Origin of the sequence: Martinezella lusitana, from assembly GCF_016901135.1 — a bacterium.
GTDB classification, from domain to species: Bacteria; Pseudomonadota; Alphaproteobacteria; order Rhizobiales; family Rhizobiaceae; genus Rhizobium; species Rhizobium lusitanum_D.
In genome coordinates this window covers 147,645-166,856 of sequence record NZ_JAFEVL010000003.1, presented here as the reverse complement: position 1 = coordinate 166,856, position 19,212 = coordinate 147,645, and the positions used below count along the sequence as shown (strand labels likewise).

Here is a 19,212-nt window from a genome sequence, read left to right as displayed (position 1 = left end):
GGCTATTCCGCCGGGGCCAGGGCTGCCGTCTCTGCAGACGAACACTCGGTGGCGGCTAGGAAGTCATTCGCCGATGGCGCAAACGCCAGGGATCGCCACTGCAACCCAAGCCAATGGCGTACAGCATCGATGGTGTTTTCGAGGTGGATCGAAATCGAGCCGGTGATACCGGTCCCAGGAAGGGCCAATAAGGCGCGCTTCGCTTCAAATCTGAACATCGTCTCCTCCTGCCGACGAATGTAATGACAGGAGGCTACAACCGCAGAGGCAACCGCACATCTATACCTAGGTCTAGTGGGGTCTCGCAAAAGGTATATGCCTGCGCATGAATACAAAATATCGACCCGATGGCGCGGGGAACACGACCAGCAGATGAATGATTGCAAAGGGCTGGATCAGCCGAAGAGGGCAGGCCGCCTCCCGATTGCCTTTCGGCTAGCAGTGACCGAGCGCTGACTCAAGGCAACCAATCAGCCTCTCGATATCGACCGGCTTGCCCAGGAAGGCGAAGGCGCCGCCGTTCATTGCTCTTTTGCGGGTCCGCTCATCCTTGTGAGAGGTGACGAAGATCATCGGCGGACGCGCCGAATGCCTGTTCAATTCAGCCTGAAGCTCGATCCCGCTAAGACCAGGCATCTTCACGTCGACGAGCATGCAGTCGATCGCCGATCTCGGTTCGAAGGCGAGAAACTCCTCCGCCGACGCGAACAGGCGGCACTCGTAACCACAGGACTTGACCAGATCATCCATTGCTTCGCGGATGGCGTGGTCGTCATCGACAATGGCTATGGTCGGTACAGGGGGCAACGAAGCGACCTTCTCTGACTGCTTTCCGATGCTTAATATGGGCTTTATGCGCTCATGCCTGCCTCGAAAGATATCATACTAAGATACAGGTGGCTTTATGCTATCGCCCAGCATTTCGGCTTTCCTGACAAGTTCGGCGACCGAGCGAACTTCCATTTTCCGCATGACATTGCCGCGGTGCAGCTTCACCGTGACTTCGCTGATACCGAGCTCGTGAGCGATCTGCTTGTTCATCAGCCCCTTGACAACAGCCTTCATGACCTCGCGCTCGCGCGGCGTTAAGCTCTCCTCAAGCGAGGCAACGGCCTGGCTCCGCGCGCTCTGGCGCCGGCGTGCCGCATCGCGTTCCATCGCCGTCGCCACCGCGTCGAGAATGTCCTGATCCTTGAATGGCTTGGTCAGAAAGTCGACGGCGCCGGCCTTCATTGCCCGCACGCTCATCGGTATGTCTCCAAAACCGGTCATGAATATAATGGGCATCTTGCTGCCGATGCGCTCCAGCTGCATCTGCAGATCCAGTCCGCTGACGCCAGGCAACCGGACATCGAGAAGAATGCAGCCCGGCCGATCGAAATTCGCTGTCTCCATGAGTGTCGCCGCGCTATCGAACGCCTCGGCGTCGAACTGCATCGAGCGGAACAAATCCGTCAGGGCTTCCCGCATCGACAGATCGTCGTCGACAATGAAAACAACAGGCCCAGGTGGTTCCTTCTGCAACTTGCGTAGATCAGGCATGTTCCGCTTCCGGCTTTATGAGCAGATGCATCTCGAAGATTGCGCCGCCATCGGGATGATTGGTTCCATCAAGCTTGCCGCCACGAGCCTCCAGCGTGCTGCGGCAAATGGAAAGGCCCATGCCCATGCCGGTCGCCTTGGTCGTAAAGAACGGGGCAAAGAGCTTGTCCTTCACATCTTCAACGATTCCAGGTCCGGAGTCATGCACGGCAATGCAGGCATGCTCGATATCCGGTCGGCCCGTCGCTATCCTGATAATCCGCCGCGTGCTCTCGGCCTCCTCCATTGCCTGGATGGCGTTTGTGACGAGATTGATCAGCACCTGCTGCAATTCTGTCTTCACGATCCAAACCGGTGGGACGTGGGGCTTGCAATCCACAAGCACCGCCGTCCCGCTCTGCTGAAGCTCGTATTCCATCAGAGCCATCGTTTCGCCGATCAGCCTATCCAGGCAGACATTCTCGAGCTTGCTGTTCGAGGGAGAAAGCAGGTTGCGCGTGTTCTGGATGATCTCGCTTGCCCGCTGGCTGTCACGGACCATTCTTTCGGCCGAGCGGCGCACGGCGGCGAGATCCGGTGGATCGCGATCGAGCCATCGCAGCACCGTCTGCGAATTGACGACGATCGCGCCGAGTGGCTGGTTGAGTTCGTGAGCGAGCGATGCCGACATCGCGCCGACCATGGCGGCCTTCGATGCCCTCATCAGCTCCGCCTGCGCGTCGGCTCGCGCCTTCAAAACCATTTCGCGCTGGGTGACATCGACCATACTGACGACCACACGGCTGAAGGCGGCAGGATCTCCCGGGAGGCTGATGCTGAGCAGCACCAGCTTGTCTTCCCCATTGTCCGTCCGTACCTCTACCTTGTCTTCGAAGATTCTGTCGCCGTTCAGGATCGCTTGAAGCATATCAAGGAACTTCTCCTCACCTGCAATAAGGGAGCGCTGCGGAATCCCTATGCCGGAGGATATTGGACCCAGCAATTCACGTGCTGCCTCATTTGCTTCAACCGCCTTGATGAGACCGATACAGTGATCGACGAAGGTTGAATTGGTCCGAGCATAAGCCTTGATGTCGGTAACGCCCTGCGCCCTGACATCCATCAGATAGCGTCGCAGTTTCGAAAAGTCGCGCTCCCACAGAGCAACGCGCGTGCGATCGAAAATCGAGCGATATCTCGCCTCGCTTTCCTTCAGAGCAGAATTGGTCGAAAGCAGATTGAGGCGTGCCGTCTCCGTTTTCAGGAGCAGCATGGTCGTCACGAACAATGCAGAGAGCGCCCCGAAAAGACGGAGCGTCTCCTGAAGATCTGCCTCCTCGCCATGTGTCATAGCGTAGGAAAGAAGCGTGAGGGAGGCGCATCCTGCCGCGATGACAAGCAGGCCGATACGCGTCGTCGCCTGGGCGGCAAGCAGCATGGTGACGACGTAGAGAACCGCGATGGCGCCCTCGATGTCGGTATAGGTATCGATGTAAAAGATGATGGTGGCGAGCGTGACTGCAATCAAACCGAAGGCCACGTTGTGACCTTCCCCGGGATCGCGGGCACGAAGCAATATCGACACTATGGACATCGTTCCCTCAGCCTCTTTGACCGCAAGCATATCCTCTCATTGGTACCACTTAACCTATACATAGGTGTGGTCCGGCTGAGTGGAAGCGACGATGACGCTGAAGGCAAGTTATCGTCCAGTCGGATAGCTTTCAATCGGCGGGCTGGGGCTCGTGACATCGAACCAGCCTGTCAGGGCGGCTCACTTTTGTTTCCTGTTGGCCGAAACCTCCGTCCGGATGGCCGCGGGAGCCGGTGCAAATGAAACATGGCCACTGCTTTGGAACTGGACCCAGTAACCCAAGGCCATGAAGACCGAACCGCCGATCAGATTGCCAAGCGTGACCCAGACCAGATTGTGAACCGCGCCGCCAAGGGTGATATTTGCGGGATGATCGCCCATCAGCGCCATGGCGAAGGTGAACATGTTCGCGACGGAGTGCTCATATCCGGCGACGACGAAAATCGTGATTGGCCAGAAGATCAGCATGATTTTGGCAGCGGCATTGTCGGTGCGCCCCGCCATCCAGATCGCCAGACAGACAAGCCAGTTGCATAGGATGCCGCGAGCAAAAAGCTCAAGCGAACTTGCCGACATCTTGGCCGAGACAACCGCAAAGAATTCCTGGCTTCCATCGCCCAGCAGCACGCCACCACCCGCCATGTGGAACAGCCCGGCGAGGACCACCGCGCCGACCAGGTTGCCGACCCAGGCGCTGCACCAGACGAGCAACATGTCCGAAAGGCGCGCGCGCCGTGTCAGCACCGCAAGCGGCATGTACATGGCCGTTCCGGTAAACAGCTCGGAACCAGCGAACACGACGATCGTCAGGGCCGACGAGAAGACTGCGCCCATGATGAGATGCGCCCAGGCAGCATCTGCATGCGCGCCGGCGGTAAACATGATGATGTCGCCGAACCCGATATACGCCCCGGCCATCGCCGCCCCGATGAGGAAGGCGAAGAGCTGTGTGCGTACTGTGAGGGCCTTGTGTTCGCCGGATTCGGCGAAGTTGAGAATGGAATCCTGGTACATGACGAATCCTCGCATCTTGCCCGGCTCGAACCGAGCGCTTGGCTGGCTGATGCAGGAAGCTAGTGCCAGACGCTACTGAGCAGAATCATACTTAGGTCTAGGTCGGCTGGATAACGGGCCGGGCCTAAACGTCGATCCTACGGTGCGCCGAGGCGACGGGACACCATTCTCGCCGCGTTTCTCACTCGCTCGCCGATCCGGTGGATATCGGCGTCCGGAAGACGATGTATTGGTCCGGAAACGGAAATGCCTGCCACCGCCTCGCCGTGCACGTTCAGGATTGGCGCCGCGACGCATCGCATCCCCTTGGTGCGCTCCTCGTCGTCGAACGAATAGCCTCTCTCGCGCGTCTTCTGCAGCTCCTCGCGCAGTTGCTCGAAGGAACGCACGGTGTTTTCGGTAAATCGCTCGAATTCTTTTTTCTTGAAGAGCGCTGAAAGCCGGTCTTCGTCATATGTGCTGAGAAGCGCCTTGCCGATGCCGGAAGCATGCAGCGGCGACAGCGTTCCGGGCGGGAAGAAGGCACGGATCGACTCATGGGTCTCCACCTGGCTGATGAACAGGACGTTCCCGTCCTTCTCGATGCCCAGATTGGATGTTTCCCCCGTTTCGAGCATGAGCTCGCGCATGATGGGGCGGCTGCGCTCGACGACGTTGGAGCGACGGAGAAAAGCCGCGCCAAGCCGATAGGCCTCAGGCCCAATGTGCCAGACCTGGCGATCGGGGCTGATCTCGACGAACTCGCGGCGCTCCAGCGTCGCCAAGACGCGATGCATGGTTGCCGCTGACTGACCGAGCTGGCCGGCCAGCTCGGAAAGCGTCTTGCCCTCCGGGGTTGCCAGAGCATCAAGGACATCCAGTGCCCGATCAAGCGCCTGGATCGTGTTTTGTGTCTGAGGGCCATTGAAGGCCTTGGGGCGTCCTCTACGGCGCGGTTCAGCAGGCATCAGCCGTCGTCTCCACTAGGATTCAATTGACGAAAAATTCTGACTTGAAAAATACATTTGTACAATGAAAAAATATCAAGATTTTGATTATAATAGATATTATTGTATTTATCACAATTTTGAAAAATGATTTCAAAAAAATTTATCTCTGATTTTCGACGTGCTATCCATTCCCTAACAACAGGAGGTCGCCCAAATGTATATGCAAAACCCCGTCTTCATTCCGGGCCCGACGAACATGCCTGAGATCCTTCGCAAGGCTGCGGACATGCCGACGCTCGATCATCGCTCGCCCTTGTTCGGAGAGATCCTGCGGCCCGCGCTTGCCGGCGTGAAGAAGGTCCTCAAAACCGAAGCGGCCTCTGTCTACGTATTTCCGTCCACGGGAACCGGCGGATGGGAAACGGCGATTACCAATACGCTTAGCCCCGGCGACCGCGTTCTTGCCGCCCGCTATGGCATGTTCAGCCAGCGCTGGATCGATATGTGCCAGCGGCACGGGCTGAAGGTCGATATCATCGAAGCGGCATGGGGCGGCGGCGCTCCCGCTGACCGTTACGAGGAAATCCTCGCAGGTGACACCGCCCATGAGATCAAGGCGGTTCTCGTCACCCATAACGAGACGGCAACCGGCGTCAAATCGGACATTGCCGCCGTTCGTCGAGCGATCGATGCGGCGCGTCATCCCGCCTTGTTGTTCGTGGATGGCGTCAGCTCCATCGCTTCGATGGATTTCCGCATGGACGAATGGTCGGTCGACATCGCGGTCACAGGCTCGCAGAAAGGCTTCATGCTGCCTGCAGGCCTCGCAATCACCGCCTTTTCGCCAAAGGCCCTGGCGGCGGTCGAAACGGCCAGGCTCCCGCGGACATTTTTCGATATCCGAGACATGGCGCGGAGCTACGCAAACAATGCCTATCCCTATACGCCGGCCGTCGGTCTCCTTAATGGGCTCAAGCTGTCAACGGAACTGTTGCTGGCGGAAGGCCTGGAGAATGTCTTCGCCCGCCATCGCCGCATTGCCTCGGGCATTCGTGCGGCCGTCCGGGCATGGGGGCTGGAACTCTGCGCCAGGAGTGAGGACCTTTACTCCGACACGGTGAGCGCAATCCGCACGCCTGATGGTTTCGATGCGACGTCGATCGTCGCCCACGCCGCCAAGACATATGATGTCGCGTTCGGGGTTGGTCTTGGTGAGGTTGCCGGCAAGGTCTTCCGCATCGGGCATCTCGGCAGCCTGACTGATGTCATGGCCCTATCCGGCATTGCGACGGCTGAGATGGTCATGGTCGATCTCGGCCTCAACATCAGGCTCGGCTCGGGTGTCGCGGCGGCGCAGGACTATTATCGCGACGGCCGCGCTTCGAAAATCCAGGCTGCTGCCTGAGGAGAGCCAGACCCATGTATATTCCAACACTTGCCGACATGACCGCCGCAGAAGAGCGGATCAGGCGCCATATTCATCGCACCCCGGTTCTGACCTCCAGCTTTATCAATTCGCTGGCGGGAGCCGAACTGTTCTTCAAATGCGAGAACTTCCAGAAAGCGGGGGCCTTCAAGGCACGCGGCGCGTCGAATGCCGTCTTTGGCCTCAGCGACGAACAGGCCGCCAGGGGTGTCGCCACCCATTCGTCCGGCAACCATGGCACATGTCTTTCCTATGCGGCCGGCCGTCGCGGAATTCCCTGCACGGTCGTCATGCCGCGCACTGCACCGCAGGCAAAGAAGGATGCCGTCCGAGGATATGGCGGCAAGGTCGTCGAGTGCGAACCCTCGACCTCATCGCGCGAAGCCGTTTTTGCTGAAGTCGTCGCCGAAACGGGTGCGGAGTTCGTGCATCCCTATAACGATCCACGGGTCATTGCGGGCCAGGCGACCTGCTCGAAAGAGCTGATCGAACAGGTTGACGGGCTTGATGCCGTGATCGCACCGATCGGTGGCGGCGGAATGGTCTCGGGAACCTGCCTCACCCTGTCCAACCTCGCGCCCCGCATTAGGATCTATGCGGCCGAACCGGAACAGGCTGATGATGCTTACCGCAGTTTCAAAGCCGGCCACATCATAGCTGACGATGCGCCGAACACCGTGGCCGATGGCCTCAAGGTGCCGCTCAAGGACCTCACGTGGCATTTCGTCAAGAACCACGTCACTGATATCCTGACGGCTTCCGAGGAAGACATCGTCGATGCGATGAAGCTCATCTGGAAGCGGATGAAGATCGTCATGGAGCCTTCCAGTGCCGTGCCTCTGGCGACCATCCTGAAGAACAAGCACGTCTTTGCCGGAAAACGTGTCGGCATCATCATCACCGGCGGCAACGTCGACCTCGATAAATTGCCTTGGCAATAGGGAGCAAACGCTATGAACATGGAAACGAAATTCGCCGGCATGGAAGTCGGCTACGACGTACCGGCTCTTCCCGGAATGAGCGTCGATGATATCCAGACGCCGTGCCTGATCCTGGATCTCGACGCGCTCGAGCGCAACATCCGCAAGATGGGCGATTATGCAAAGGCTCACAACATGCGCCACCGGGCGCATGGCAAGATGCACAAGTCAGTCGATGTTCTGAGGCTTCAGCAGGAATTGGGCGGCGCGATCGGCGTCTGCTGCCAGAAGGTTTCCGAAGCGGAAGTCTTCGTTCGCGGCGGTATCAAGGATGTGCTGGTCTCGAACCAGGTTCGCGATCCGGCAAAGATCGATCGACTGGCGCTTCTGCCGCAGCACGGCGCGCGGATCATCGTCTGCGTCGACGATCTGGCCAATGTCGATGAGCTCTCCCGGGCAGCGCAGAAATACGGCACGACCTTGGAATGCTTCATCGAGATCGATTGCGGCGCCGGACGGTGCGGCGTCACGACGACTGCGGCCGTCGTCGAGCTTGCCAACGCTATCCATGCGGCCCCCGGCCTCAAGTTCACCGGCATCCAGGCCTATCAGGGTGCCATGCAGCACATCGACAAGTATGAAGACCGCAAGGCGAAGCTTGATGTGGCGATAGCCCAGGTCAAGGATGCCGTCGAAGCGCTCAAGGCCGAAGGTCTCGACCCCGAGCTGGTCAGCGGCGGCGGCACAGGCAGCTACTATTTCGAGAGCAATTCGGGTGTCTACAATGAGCTGCAGTGCGGCAGCTACGCGTTCATGGACGCGGATTATGGTCGCATCCACGACAAGGACGGCAAGCGGATCGATCAGGGGGAATGGGAAAATGCACTGTTCATCCTGACCAGCATCATGAGCCACGCAAAGGCGGATAAGGCAATCTGCGATGCCGGTCTCAAGGCGCAATCGGTCGACTCCGGATTGCCGTTTATCTACGGTCGCGATGACGTGAAATATATCAAATGCTCGGACGAGCACGGCGTTATCGAAGACCCGAACGGCGTCCTCAAGATCAACGAAAAGCTGCGTCTGGTCCCCGGTCATTGCGATCCGACCTGCAATGTCCATGATTGGTATGTCGGCGTGCGCAACGGCGTGGTTGAAACGCTCTGGCCGGTGTCCGCCCGCGGCAAGGCCTATTGACGAAACAGGGGGCTCCGGCCCCCATTGAAAAGCAGGCGGAAGCCACAATGATTATCGTTCCTGAGACTGAAATTGCTGGATTGGTCACGCCTGCCGATTGCCTCAAGGCAGTCGAGGGCGTCTTTGCTTCGATGGCGAGCAGATCGGCCTATAACTTCCCCGTCGTCCGCGAGGCGATCGGGCATGCCGATGCCCTCTACGGCTTCAAGTCGGGGTTCGATCGCAAAGGCCTGGCGCTCGGTCTCAAGGCCGGTGGTTTCTGGCCGAACAACGTCCACAAAGGCCTCACCAATCATCAGTCCACCGTGTTCCTGTTCGATGCCGATACCGGCAAATGCCGCGCCGTCGTCGGCGGCAATCTGTTGACTGCGCTGCGGACGGCGGCGGCCTCTGCCATCTCGATAAAATATCTTGCCCGTAAAGACGCGAAGGTCCTCGGCATGATCGGTGCTGGTCATCAGGCGACGTTTCAATTGCGCGCAGCCCTTGAGCAGCGCCAATTCGAAAAGATTGTCGGCTGGAATCTGCATCCGGATATGCTGAGCCGTCTGGAGGAGGTTGCCAAGGAGGAGGGCCTTCCCTTCGAGGCAGTCGATCTTGATCGCCTGGGGGCTGAAGCGGATGTCATTATTTCGATCACCTCGTCTTTCGCTCCGATGCTCAAGGCGTCGCAAGTTCGACCGGGCACGCATCTCGCCTGCATGGGGACCGACACGAAGGGTAAGCAGGAGATCGAAGCCGAAATCCTCGCTGCGGCAACCGTCTTCACCGATGAAGTCGCACAGGCCATAACCATCGGCGAATCCCAGCATGCCATCGAAAGGGGGCTGATCCGCGAAGAGGCCATCGTCGAGATTGGCGCCGTCATCAACGGCACTCATCCCGGACGCACCTCCGCAGACCAGATCACCCTCTTCGACGGTACGGGGGTTGGCCTTCAGGATCTTGCCGTCGCCTCGGCTGCCGTCGAGCTCGCTCTGGCGAAAGGCGTGGCAATTGAGGTCGACTTCTAGGGCCGGCGCATCTAAAGGGAGGAGGATAGGGAGGACAGTGGCATCGACATCCGCGACGCCACGGCGATAGCCAATTCAACCGCGACATTGCAGGCCTCCGGCATTGTCGAGCAAGGGTGTAAGTCGTATGTCGAACCGGCCGTTGAGGATTGCAATTAACGGGTTTGGCAGGATCGGGCGTTCGGTCCTGCGTCTCCTCCTGCGCGATCGTCCTGATATGGAAGTCGTGCTGATCAACGACATCGCCGCTTTGGAGACATGCGCCTACCTCTTCGAATATGACAGTATTTATGGTCCCTGGCCGGAGGCCGTCTCCACTGGCGAGCGGACGCTCGTCGTCGGCAAGGTGTCGATCCCGTTTCACAATGTTCCTGATATCAGCAAGCTCGACCTTCACGGCGTCGACGTTCTTCTGGAATGCACCGGCCATGCCAATTCCCGAGCGGTGGCTCAACGAGGCATAGATGCCGGCGCAAAGAAGGTGCTGATTTCCGGGCCCTCTGCCGCTGCCGATGTAACATTGGTGCTGGGTGCCAATGAGGAAGCCTTCCGCGGCGAGACCGTGATTTCGAACGCCTCATGCACCACAAATGCGCTTGCGCCGCTTTTGCGTATCGTTGACGAGGAATTTGGCATCGTCGGTGGTCAGATGACCACCATTCATTGCTACACTGCGAGCCAGCCGACCACAGATCAACCGCGCTCCGACCTGTCCCGAAGCCGTGCCGCCGCGCTTTCGATGGTGCCGACGACCACGAGCGCCCATGCGATCGTCGGTGAAGTTCTTCCACATCTTGCCGGCTTGATCGAGGCGCGCGCGCTTCGGGTGCCGACCGCCAGCGTTTCGGCGATCGATCTCACCGTCGCGGTTCGGCATGTTTCGGACCTCAACACCATGCGTGCGAAACTGAAACAAGCAGCCGATGGGTCGCCGGTGTTGGGTTGGATCGAGAAGCCACTGGTTTCGGTGGATCTGCGCGGTCGACCTGAATCTCTTGTTTTGAGTGGACCGGAGATCTCGCTTGGCGCCGGCGGCCTTCTCAGGGTGTTCGGCTGGTACGACAACGAATGGGGCTTCTCGAACCGGATGCTTGACATGGCGCAATACATCGGGCGCACGAACTAGGAGTGGTGAATTTGTCGTCTGAAGACGACGAGTTTGTCATTCTCGCTGGACTTTCCCGTTTCGCCGCCGTCCCCTATGCCGGAGATGGCGGCGCGGCGCGGCGCGTCCCGCCGGTTGATCAGGCAATTTGCAGTGGCTGAGGTGCCGCTGCCTCACGTTTTCTATCCTTCGCCTTTATCGCCTTGCCGGCAACATAGACTTCGGCGATGCAACGGTCGTCGCCCATGGTCTGGAGAATAAAGAGCTCTTCGGCGAGCGACGTCGCCGTGCGCATGCGGAACTCCATCGCCGACTTCGCGCGGGAATCGAGCACGACGATGTCGGCATCCGCGCCTGCCTGGAGCGAACCGATATGCCGTTCCAATCCAAGTGCCAGGGCATTGCCGCGCGTCATGCGATAGAAGGAATTGAACGGCGTCAGCCGCTGACCCTGCAGGTGCAGCACCTTGTAGGCCTCGTCCATGGTTTCCAGCATGGAGAAGCTGGTGCCGCCGCCGACGTCGGTTGCGACCGACCAGCGCGCGCCAAGCCTGTCGAACCGGGCAGCGTCGAACAAACCCGAACCCAGGAAGAGGTTCGACGTCGGGCAGAAGACGCCGACCGCGCCGGTTTCGGCAAATACGGAGACCTCGCGATCGCTCAGATGAATGGAATGACCGAGCAGCATACGCTCATTGAGCAGGTCGTAGCGGGCGTAGATATCCGTGTAATCCTTCGCCTCGGGATAAAGGGAGGTGGCAAAGGCAACCTCGTCGCGATTTTCGGAGAGGTGCGTCTGGACGTAGCAGGTGGGGTGTTCGGCGACGAGGGCCTGGCTCATTTCCATCTGCTCGGGCGTGGAGGTGATGGCAAAGCGCGGGCTGATCGCATAATGCGCGCGACCGCGGCCATGCCATTTCTCAATAAGCCGTTTCGTCTCGTCATAGCCCTGCTGCGGCGTGTCGCGTAATGCTTCCGGAGCATTGCGATCCATCATGACCTTGCCGCCGATCATGCGCATGCCGCGCGCCTCGGCCGCGGCGAAATAGGCGTCGACGCTTTCAGGATGTACCGAGCAATAAACAACCGCCGTCGTCGTACCGTTCGACAACAGCTCGTCCATGAAGCGGTCGGCCACTTCAGCCGCATGAGTGGCGCGTGCGAACTTCTGTTCCTCGACGAAGATATAGGTGTTCAGCCATTCGAGCAGCTGCGCGCCGTAGGAGGCAATCGCCTGCGTCTGCGGGAAATGCAGGTGCGTATCGATAAAGCCGGGCAGGATGAGGTTCGGCCGGTGGTCGGCAACCTCAACATTGGCACCCGCCAGCTTGCGGATATCGCCATAGCTCCCGGTCTCGACGATCTTGCCGTTACGCACGAAAACTGCGCCGTCGTCGAAGTAATGATAGGCGGCGGCGTCATCGATGCCTTGCGGCTCGGCGACAAATGTCAGCACACGGCCGCGGATCAGGAATTCGTTCATTGGGCTTTCTCTCCACTAATGGCGCTTTCGTACCAGGAGACGAGCAGGCGGCGCTCCTCGTCAGTAATATGTGAGGCATTGGCTGGCGGCATGGCGTGCGAGCGGCCGGCCTGCAGATAGATCTCGCGGGCATGGGCGGCGATGTCGCGATCCGTCTCGAACACCACGCCCTTGGGAGGGGCGACGATGCCCTCCCAGCTGGGTTCCTTGGCATGGCACATGGAGCATCGTCCCATCACCGTATCGCGCACCTTCGGGAAGGCTTGCGCCGTGACGAAGGGCTGCTGGATAGCCGAGATCTTGGCGTCGGCTGCTTCACCGGTCAGCAGCTTCGGCACCGTCGAAAGCCACATGATGACGATGAAGAGAACGACGGTGACGAGCCAGGTCCAGGTCGGGTTGCCGGCATTGGCGTGGCGGGTGTTGAAATAATGGCGGATCGTGACGCCCATCAGGAAGACCAGCGAGGCAATGATCCAGTTGAACTGGGTACCGAACGCCAGTGGATAGTGGTTCGACAGCATCAGGAACAGCACTGGCAGCGTCAGGTAGTTGTTGTGCGTCGAGCGCTGCTTTGCGATCCTGCCGTATTTCGCAACGGGCGTGCGGCCGGCAAGGAGGTCGGCGACGACGATCTTCTGGTTCGGGATGATGATGAAGAACACGTTGGCCGACATGATCGTCGCCGTGAAGGCGCCGAGATGCAGGAAGGCGGCCCGGCCCGTGAACAGATGCGTATATCCCCACGCTACCCCGACCAGAATGAAATACAGCGCCACCATCAGCCGCGTATTGTCATTCCCGAAGGGCGACTTGCAGATGAGATCGTACATGATCCAGCCACCCGCGATCGTACCTAGCGAAATGGCGATCGCCACGGGCTTCGATACGTCGAGTACCGCCGGATCGATCATGTAGAGGTCTGCGCCGGCGTAGTAGACGAGACAGAGCATGCCGAAGCCGGAGAGCCAGGTGACGTAGCTTTCCCATTTGAACCAGACGAGATGGTCCGGCATATTGGCCGGTGCTACCAGGTACTTCTGGATATGGTAGAAGCCCCCGCCATGAACCTGCCACTCTTCGCCGTACGCCCCCGGAGGCAATGCGGCATGTTTCTTCAAGCCCAAGTCCAGCGCGACGAAATAGAATGACGAGCCGATCCAGGCGATAGCCGTGATCACGTGCAGCCAGCGGACGGCAAATGTTACCCAGTCCCAGGCGATAGCGTATTCGTACAAGGGAAAGTCCTCCCGATCTTCAGGGGACTGTTTGCCATCCCATGATTTTCTAGGAAATCCCGGTGAATCCGCAACACTTTCAAAAAAATCTATAAGATGACCCCTGCTTTGATCCGCACGCCAATGTGGTAAAAGGAACCATGTCCTATCTCGATAATGTGCGTGTCTTCGTTCGTGTGGTCGAACTCGGAACCCTTTCGGCAGCGGGGCGCGATCAACGCGTCACACCCGCGGTGGCGAGCAATCGCATCAAGGAACTCGAGCGCCATCTCGGCGTACGGCTCTTCAACCGCACGACCAGGAAACTCTCGCCGACCGAACATGGCCGCGTCTTTTACGACGGGGCTGTGAAGATTATCGAGGCGGTGAACGAGGCTGAGGGGGCGATCGCCGACCTCTCGCGCAACCCGAAAGGTTCGCTTAGGATTACCGCGCCGCTCGGCATCGGCCGCCGGCTGATCGCGTCCGGCATTCCGGAGTTCCACGACAAGTATCCGGATATCGAAGTGCGCGTCCGCTTGTCGGACCACAATGTCGACATCCTCGCCGAAGGTGTCGACGTGGCCTTCAAGCTCGGTGTGCTGGAGGACTCGAACCTGCGCATGCGCGGCATCCTCAATTGCGAACGCGTGCTCTGCGCCTCGCCGGCCTATTTCACGCACCGCGGCGTGCCTGTTAACGCGGATGCGCTGATTGCCGAGAAGCATGACTGTCTGCTGCTGCGCTATCCTGGATCGAAGGAGTATTTCTGGACGCTGGTAACGGCGGATGGCCCACGCAAATTCGAGGTCGCCGGCCCTTATGACAGCGACGACGGCGACGTGCTGACCCAATGGGCGCTGGAAGGCCGCGGCATCATCAACAAGCCGCTCTTCGAGGTGAAGGCCTATCTTAGGGAAGGCCGGCTGATGGAGATCTTGAAGGACAGCCCGCCAGCCCCTGTGCAGCTTGCTGCGATCTATCCGCACAAGCGTTTTCAGGATCCGAAGGTCCGCCTGATGATCGATTTCATGGCGGAACGCTGTCAGCGGCTGATCGGCAAGCTGCTCCAAGACGAGCCTGCGGCCGTGGTCTCTACCGGCTGACAGTCTGCACGGATTTTGCCCGGTTTTGGTGCCCAAGTCAGCGCCGCCGTCAAGATTTCGGCAGCGGCGAGCGTGGCGATGACGGCAGGACGCTTGTCCTTCAACGCAGTTCCGCCGATCGGGCAGACCAGATGATCGAAAAGGTCGGGCTGGCCGACTTCTCGCGACAGCCAGTTACGGAATGTGGCGCGTTTCGTCTTGGAGCCGATCATGCCGACATAGGCAGCATCCCTGTGTCTCAGCGCTTCCGCGGTAATAAGGAAGTCGAGCGCATGATCATGGGTGAGGATGACGAAGCTGCTGCCGGCCGGAGCGTCGCGCACTACGGCCTCGGGCATGGCCGTCAGGCAAGTCTCGATGCGTGGCACGGTACAGGCGGTGAGTTCGTCCTCACGGGTATCCACCAGCACGACGCGTAGCGGCGCCAGCGAAAGCGCCATGGCGAGCGCATCGCCGACATGGCCCGCCCCGAAAACATAGACATGCGGCCGCGCCGCCATTTCCCGGTCGCTGCGGGCGATGAGCTCACTCGCAAGCGCCGGGTTGAGCACCGTGAAGGCCAGGCCCACGCGGCCGCCGCAGCATTGTCCGATTTCCGGACCGAGCGGCACGTTCATCGGCTCCGCCGCAAGGCCGGAACGCAAGGCCCGCCGCGCCTGGTCGATCGCCATATATTCGAGCTGTCCGCCGCCGATCGTCGCGAAGATTGTCTCTTCCGATACCAGCATCCAGGCATCGGTATCGCGCGGCGTAGAGCCCGCCGCACCCGTTACCTCGACCAGGACCGACACCGGCTCCCGCCGCAGGAAATCCCTGATGTCTTCGCGTGCGGCAGACATGATATCACCCCTTTTTTGCTGCCTTGAGACGTTCGATTGCCATCAGCACCCGCTCGGGCGTTGCCGGCGCATCGAGGCGCGGGCAGATCTTGTGGTCGGCGACACTCGCCACCGCATCCGAAAGGGCATGTAAAACGGCAAGACCGAGCGGCAAGGGCGGCTCGCCGACCGCCTTGGAACGGTGGATCGTCGGCTCATAAGCCTCCGACCAGTCGGTGAGCGCCACATTGAAAATCTTCGGCCGGTCGGAGGCAAGCGGGATCTTGTACGTGGAGGGCGCGTGGGTGCGCAGCCGCCCCTTGTCGTCCCACCACAATTCCTCCGTCGTCAGCCAGCCCATGCCCTGAATGAAGCCGCCCTCGATCTGTCCGATATCGATGGCCTTGTTCAAGGAACGGCCGGTATCGTGCAGGATATCCGTCCGCTCGACCACATATTCTCCAGTGAGCGTATCGATGGATACCTCCGAGCACGCGGCGCCATAGGCATAGTAGTAGAAGGCGTGGCCGCGGCCCTTGGAGCGGTCCCAATGGATCTTCGGCGTCTTGTAGAAGCCGGCCGCCGAGAGCTGGACGCGCGCCATATAGGCCTTCTTGACGAGATCGTTGAAGGGGATCTCGATATCGCCGATGCGCACCCGGTTGGGCAGGAAGATGACTTGCTCGCGGGGTACCTGGTGGCTTTCTGCCGCGAAGGCGATCAGCCGGTCCTTGATCTGGCGCGCGGCGTTCTGCGCCGCCATGCCATTGAGGTCCGCGCCGGAAGAGGCGGCCGTCGGCGAGGTATTGGGCACCTTGCCTGTCGTGGTGGCGGTGATCTTCACCCGGTCGAGATCGATCTGGAATTCTTCCGCCACCACCTGGGCCACCTTCAGGTGCAGACCTTGCCCCATCTCGGTACCACCATGGTTCATGTGCACGGAACCGTCGCTGTAGACATGCACCAGAGCGCCGGCCTGGTTCGACTCGGTCTTGGTGAAGGAGATGCCAAATTTCACCGGAGTCAGTGCGAGACCGCGCTTGACGATGCGGCTCTTCGCATTGAACGCGGCGATAGCCTTTCGGCGGCCGGCATAATCGGCGCTTTCCTCAAGCTCCGCGACGATGCGCTGGATGATGCAGTCCTCGACCTTCTGGTGATAGGGAGTGAGGTTGCGCTCGCCGTCAACACCCATGGCGTCGTAAAAGTTCAGCTTGCGGATTTCGAGCGGATCCTTGCCGACGGCAAAGGCTACCTCGTCGATGACGCGCTCGGCACCCACCATGCCCTGCGGGCCACCGAAACCGCGGAAGGCCGTATTGGAGACGGTGTTGGTGTAGAGCGGCGCTGATTTCGCGTGAACGTGAGGGAAGAAATAGGCGTTGTCGCAGTGGAACAGTGCGCGGTCGCCAACCGGGCCGGAGAGGTCGGCGGAAAAGCCGGCGCGAAGTGCGAAGATATAGTCGATGGCGAGGATGCGGCCCTCGTCGTCGAAGCCGACATCGTAGTCGATGGCGAAGTCGTGCCGCTTGCCGGTGGCGGTCATGTCCTCATCGCGGTCGAGCCGGACTTTAACGGCGCGGCTCAGCTTCTTGGCGGCGATGGCAGCGATCGCCGCGCATTGATTCGCCTGTGTTTCCTTGCCGCCGAAGCCGCCGCCCATGCGGCGGACCTCGATCGTCACGGCATTGCTCGGCACGCCGAGCGCATGGGCGACCATGTGCTGCGTCTCGCTCGGACCCTGGGTCGAGCAATAGACGATAATCTCGTCGTCCTCGCCGGGCATGGCGAGTGAGACTTGACCTTCTAGATAGAAATGATCCTGGCCGCCGAGCCGCATGCGGCCCTTCACGCGGCGCGGCGCACTTTCAAGCCCGGCCGCCGCATCGCCGCGCTTCAGCGTCAGCGGCGTGACGACCTGCCGATGGGTTGAAACGTCGAGGTCCCAGATGTCGATATCGGCAGGCAAGACTTCATACTCGATCTTTGCCAACCGCGCCGCCCGACGCGCCTGCTCGCGCGTTTCGGCGATCACGCAGAAGATCGGCTGGCCATGAAACTCGACCTTGCCGGCGGCGAGCACAGGGTCGTCGTTCATACAGGAGGGCGAGATATCGTTGACGCCGGGCACGTCCTCATGGGTCAGGACGGTGATAACGCCGGGCGCGGCGCGCACGGCGGTGAGATCGACCGATTTCAAGAGGCCGTGCGCGACGGTCGATAGGCCAATCCCTGCATGCAGGGTACCGGCAGGCTCCGGGATATCGTCGATATAGACGGCCGTGCCGGCGACGTGCTTGTGAGCGGAGTCATGACGCGGGCTGGAATGGACGCCACCAACGATGGTTTCGGCCTTGAGGTCTGAAGTGTGCTTGTTCATGGCTTACGCAGCCTCGTATCTGGACACCTGAGCCGGCGCAGCGCCTGATGTCGTTTCCAAGTAGAAGCGGAGAAGAAGGTTCCTTGCCGCGAGCGCCCGGTATTCGGCGGTGGCCCGCATATCGCTGAGCGGCGTGTAGTCCTCGGCGTATCTTTCCATCGCTCGTTCCACCGTGGCCTCGTTCCAGGGCTGGCCAAGCAGCGCCTTTTCCACGGCAAACGCCCGTTTCGGCGTTCCGGCCATGCCGCCATAGGCGATCCGGATCTCCGTGACTGTACCGTCCGCGGCAAGTGTCAGGCGGAAGGCACCGAGCGTTGCCGTGATGTCCTCGTCCCGGCGCTTGGTCACTTTGTAAATGGCAAATTTTTCCTCAGCGGTGGGAACCGGCACATGCACGGCTTCCACGAATTCGCCAGGCTGGCGGTCCTGCTTGCCATAGGTGATGAAGAAGTCTTCGAGTGATACGGTGCGCCTGATAGCACCCTTGCGCAAGGTGAGGGATCCACCGAGCGCGATCAGGGGAGGCGGTGTGTCGCCGATCGGCGAGCCATTGGCGATATTGCCGCCGATCGTTCCCATGTTGCGCACCTGCTGGCCACCAATACGGGTGATCAGCGAACCGAGTGCCGGAATGTGCCGCGAAAGCGTCACGATCGCCTCCGAGTAGGTAACGCCGGCGCCGATGGAGACGATGCCGTCTTTCACGGCGATCGACTTCAACTCGTCGAGCCCGGCAATGAAGACCGCTGGTGAGATGTCGCGCATGTGCTTGGTGACCCAGAGGCCGACATCGGTGGAGCCCGCGACCACGGTGGCGGTCGGCGACACCTCGAGAACAGCGGCAAAATCATCAAGGTTCGCCGGCACGACCAGGCGGTTGCTGCCTTCGCCGATCTCGACGCGGGCGCCGTCGTGCAAGGCCCGCAGGCGGGCGATCATCGCTTCGCGTTCGACGAGCAGAGGGTCCTTGGTCGTCCCGCCATAGCTGGAGATGGCGCGTGCGGCGCGCAGGATCGGCTCATAGCCTGTGCAGCGACAAAGGTTGCCCTGGAGCGCGATTTCGATCTGCTGGTCGGTCGGGTTCGGCGTCTGCATCCAGAGGCCGTAGAGCGACATGACGAAGCCCGGCGTGCAGAAGCCGCATTGTGAGCCATGACAGTCGATCATAGCCTGCTGCACCGGATGCAGATGGCCATCGCTTCCCGCGACATGCTCGACGGTCACCACATGGCAGCCATCCAGCGAACCAAGGAAGCGTATGCAGGCATTGACCCCCTCATAGACAAGGCCACCCGCCGGAGTAACCCGGCCGACCAATACCGTGCAGGCGCCGCAGTCGCCCTCGGCACAGCCTTCCTTGGTGCCCTTGAGCGAGCGGGAAAGACGCAACCAGTCGAGCAGCGTCTGGCTCGGCGCAACGTCGCCGAGCGCAATGTCCTGGCCGTTGAGGATGAAACGCAGTTCGGAGCGGATCGTGACGGGCGCCATC

Annotated in this window: 17 protein-coding genes; 6 read left to right on the top strand and 11 right to left on the bottom strand. The window is 60.3% G+C overall.

The genetic code is table 11. From position 1 onward, the window contains the following. Positions 1-2: 2 nt before the first annotated feature. The 6 genes from JTP94_RS01550 to bhcR all read right to left on the bottom strand — a co-directional run bounded on the left by JTP94_RS01550 (position 3) and on the right by bhcR (position 5,076). Positions 3-218 carry a hypothetical protein gene (locus JTP94_RS01550; RefSeq protein WP_204848799.1) on the bottom strand — a complete coding sequence of 72 codons (216 nt, stop codon included), beginning with the start codon at positions 216-218 and terminating at the stop codon, positions 3-5. A 217-nt stretch (positions 219-435) separates the two neighbouring features. Then, positions 436-807, bottom strand: a complete 372-nt coding sequence (locus JTP94_RS01545) for a response regulator transcription factor (RefSeq protein WP_204848798.1) — start codon at positions 805-807, stop codon at positions 436-438. Positions 808-885: 78 nt separating this feature from the next. Beyond that, positions 886-1,542, bottom strand: a complete 657-nt coding sequence (locus JTP94_RS01540; RefSeq protein ID WP_204848797.1) for a response regulator transcription factor — start codon at positions 1,540-1,542, stop codon at positions 886-888. Continuing rightward, positions 1,535-3,115 carry a sensor histidine kinase gene (locus JTP94_RS01535; RefSeq protein WP_204849017.1) on the bottom strand — a complete coding sequence of 527 codons (1,581 nt, stop codon included), beginning with the start codon at positions 3,113-3,115 and terminating at the stop codon, positions 1,535-1,537. The genes JTP94_RS01540 and JTP94_RS01535 overlap by 8 nt, the downstream gene beginning before the upstream one ends. Before the next feature lie 180 nt (positions 3,116-3,295). After that, positions 3,296-4,129, bottom strand: coding sequence for a formate/nitrite transporter family protein (locus JTP94_RS01530; protein ID WP_204848796.1), 834 nt, complete (start codon positions 4,127-4,129; stop codon positions 3,296-3,298). A gap of 137 nt (positions 4,130-4,266) precedes the next feature. Beyond that, positions 4,267-5,076, bottom strand: a complete 810-nt coding sequence (gene bhcR / locus JTP94_RS01525) for an HTH-type transcriptional regulator BhcR (RefSeq protein WP_204848795.1) — start codon at positions 5,074-5,076, stop codon at positions 4,267-4,269. 196 nt (positions 5,077-5,272) lie between these two features. On the opposite strand from bhcR, the gene bhcA reads away from it, so the two are divergent. From bhcA to JTP94_RS01500, 5 genes are all read left to right on the top strand, one after another. Further along, positions 5,273-6,463, top strand: coding sequence for an L-aspartate--glyoxylate aminotransferase BhcA (bhcA, locus tag JTP94_RS01520; RefSeq protein ID WP_204848794.1), 1,191 nt, complete (start codon positions 5,273-5,275; stop codon positions 6,461-6,463). Between the two features lie 14 nt (positions 6,464-6,477). Then, positions 6,478-7,425, top strand: coding sequence for a beta-hydroxyaspartate dehydratase BhcB (gene bhcB / locus JTP94_RS01515; RefSeq protein ID WP_204848793.1), 948 nt, complete (start codon positions 6,478-6,480; stop codon positions 7,423-7,425). Between the two features lie 12 nt (positions 7,426-7,437). Next, a complete protein-coding gene (gene bhcC / locus JTP94_RS01510; RefSeq protein ID WP_204848792.1) occupies positions 7,438-8,601 on the top strand; it encodes a 3-hydroxy-D-aspartate aldolase BhcC in 1,164 nt (387 codons plus the stop codon). A 47-nt stretch (positions 8,602-8,648) separates the two neighbouring features. Next, entirely contained in the window at positions 8,649-9,614 is a 966-nt protein-coding gene (gene bhcD, locus JTP94_RS01505) for an iminosuccinate reductase BhcD (protein WP_204848791.1), read from the top strand. Between the two features lie 142 nt (positions 9,615-9,756). Then, positions 9,757-10,740: a type I glyceraldehyde-3-phosphate dehydrogenase gene (locus JTP94_RS01500; RefSeq protein WP_246754609.1), complete on the top strand. Its 984-nt coding sequence runs from the start codon at positions 9,757-9,759 to the stop codon at positions 10,738-10,740. Between the two features lie 118 nt (positions 10,741-10,858). Here the strand turns inward: JTP94_RS01500 and guaD are convergent, their stop codons facing one another. After that, positions 10,859-12,202 (bottom strand): guanine deaminase, encoded by a 1,344-nt coding sequence (gene guaD / locus JTP94_RS01495; protein WP_204848789.1) that lies wholly within the window; start codon positions 12,200-12,202, stop codon positions 10,859-10,861. Continuing rightward, a complete protein-coding gene (locus JTP94_RS01490; RefSeq protein WP_204848788.1) occupies positions 12,199-13,440 on the bottom strand; it encodes a urate hydroxylase PuuD in 1,242 nt (413 codons plus the stop codon). Before JTP94_RS01490 ends, guaD begins: the two co-directional genes overlap by 4 nt. A 140-nt stretch (positions 13,441-13,580) precedes the next feature. On the opposite strand from JTP94_RS01490, the gene JTP94_RS01485 reads away from it, so the two are divergent. Continuing rightward, positions 13,581-14,525 carry a LysR family transcriptional regulator gene (locus JTP94_RS01485; RefSeq protein WP_204848787.1) on the top strand — a complete coding sequence of 315 codons (945 nt, stop codon included), beginning with the start codon at positions 13,581-13,583 and terminating at the stop codon, positions 14,523-14,525. Here the strand turns inward: JTP94_RS01485 and xdhC are convergent. Genes xdhC through xdhA form a run of 3 tightly spaced genes read right to left on the bottom strand, consistent with a single transcriptional unit; the run spans position 14,465 to position 19,211 of the window. Continuing rightward, a complete protein-coding gene (gene xdhC, locus JTP94_RS01480; protein ID WP_246754608.1) occupies positions 14,465-15,364 on the bottom strand; it encodes a xanthine dehydrogenase accessory protein XdhC in 900 nt (299 codons plus the stop codon). The two genes, JTP94_RS01485 and xdhC, sit on opposite strands and share 61 nt — an antisense overlap. Before the next feature lie 4 nt (positions 15,365-15,368). Further along, on the bottom strand, positions 15,369-17,723 hold the full coding sequence (gene xdhB, locus JTP94_RS01475) for a xanthine dehydrogenase molybdopterin binding subunit (protein ID WP_204848786.1): 2,355 nt from the start codon (positions 17,721-17,723) through the stop codon (positions 15,369-15,371). A gap of 3 nt (positions 17,724-17,726) precedes the next feature. Then, complete coding sequence (gene xdhA / locus JTP94_RS01470) at positions 17,727-19,211, bottom strand: xanthine dehydrogenase small subunit (protein ID WP_204848785.1); 1,485 nt, start codon at positions 19,209-19,211, stop codon at positions 17,727-17,729. Position 19,212: the final 1 nt, after the last annotated feature.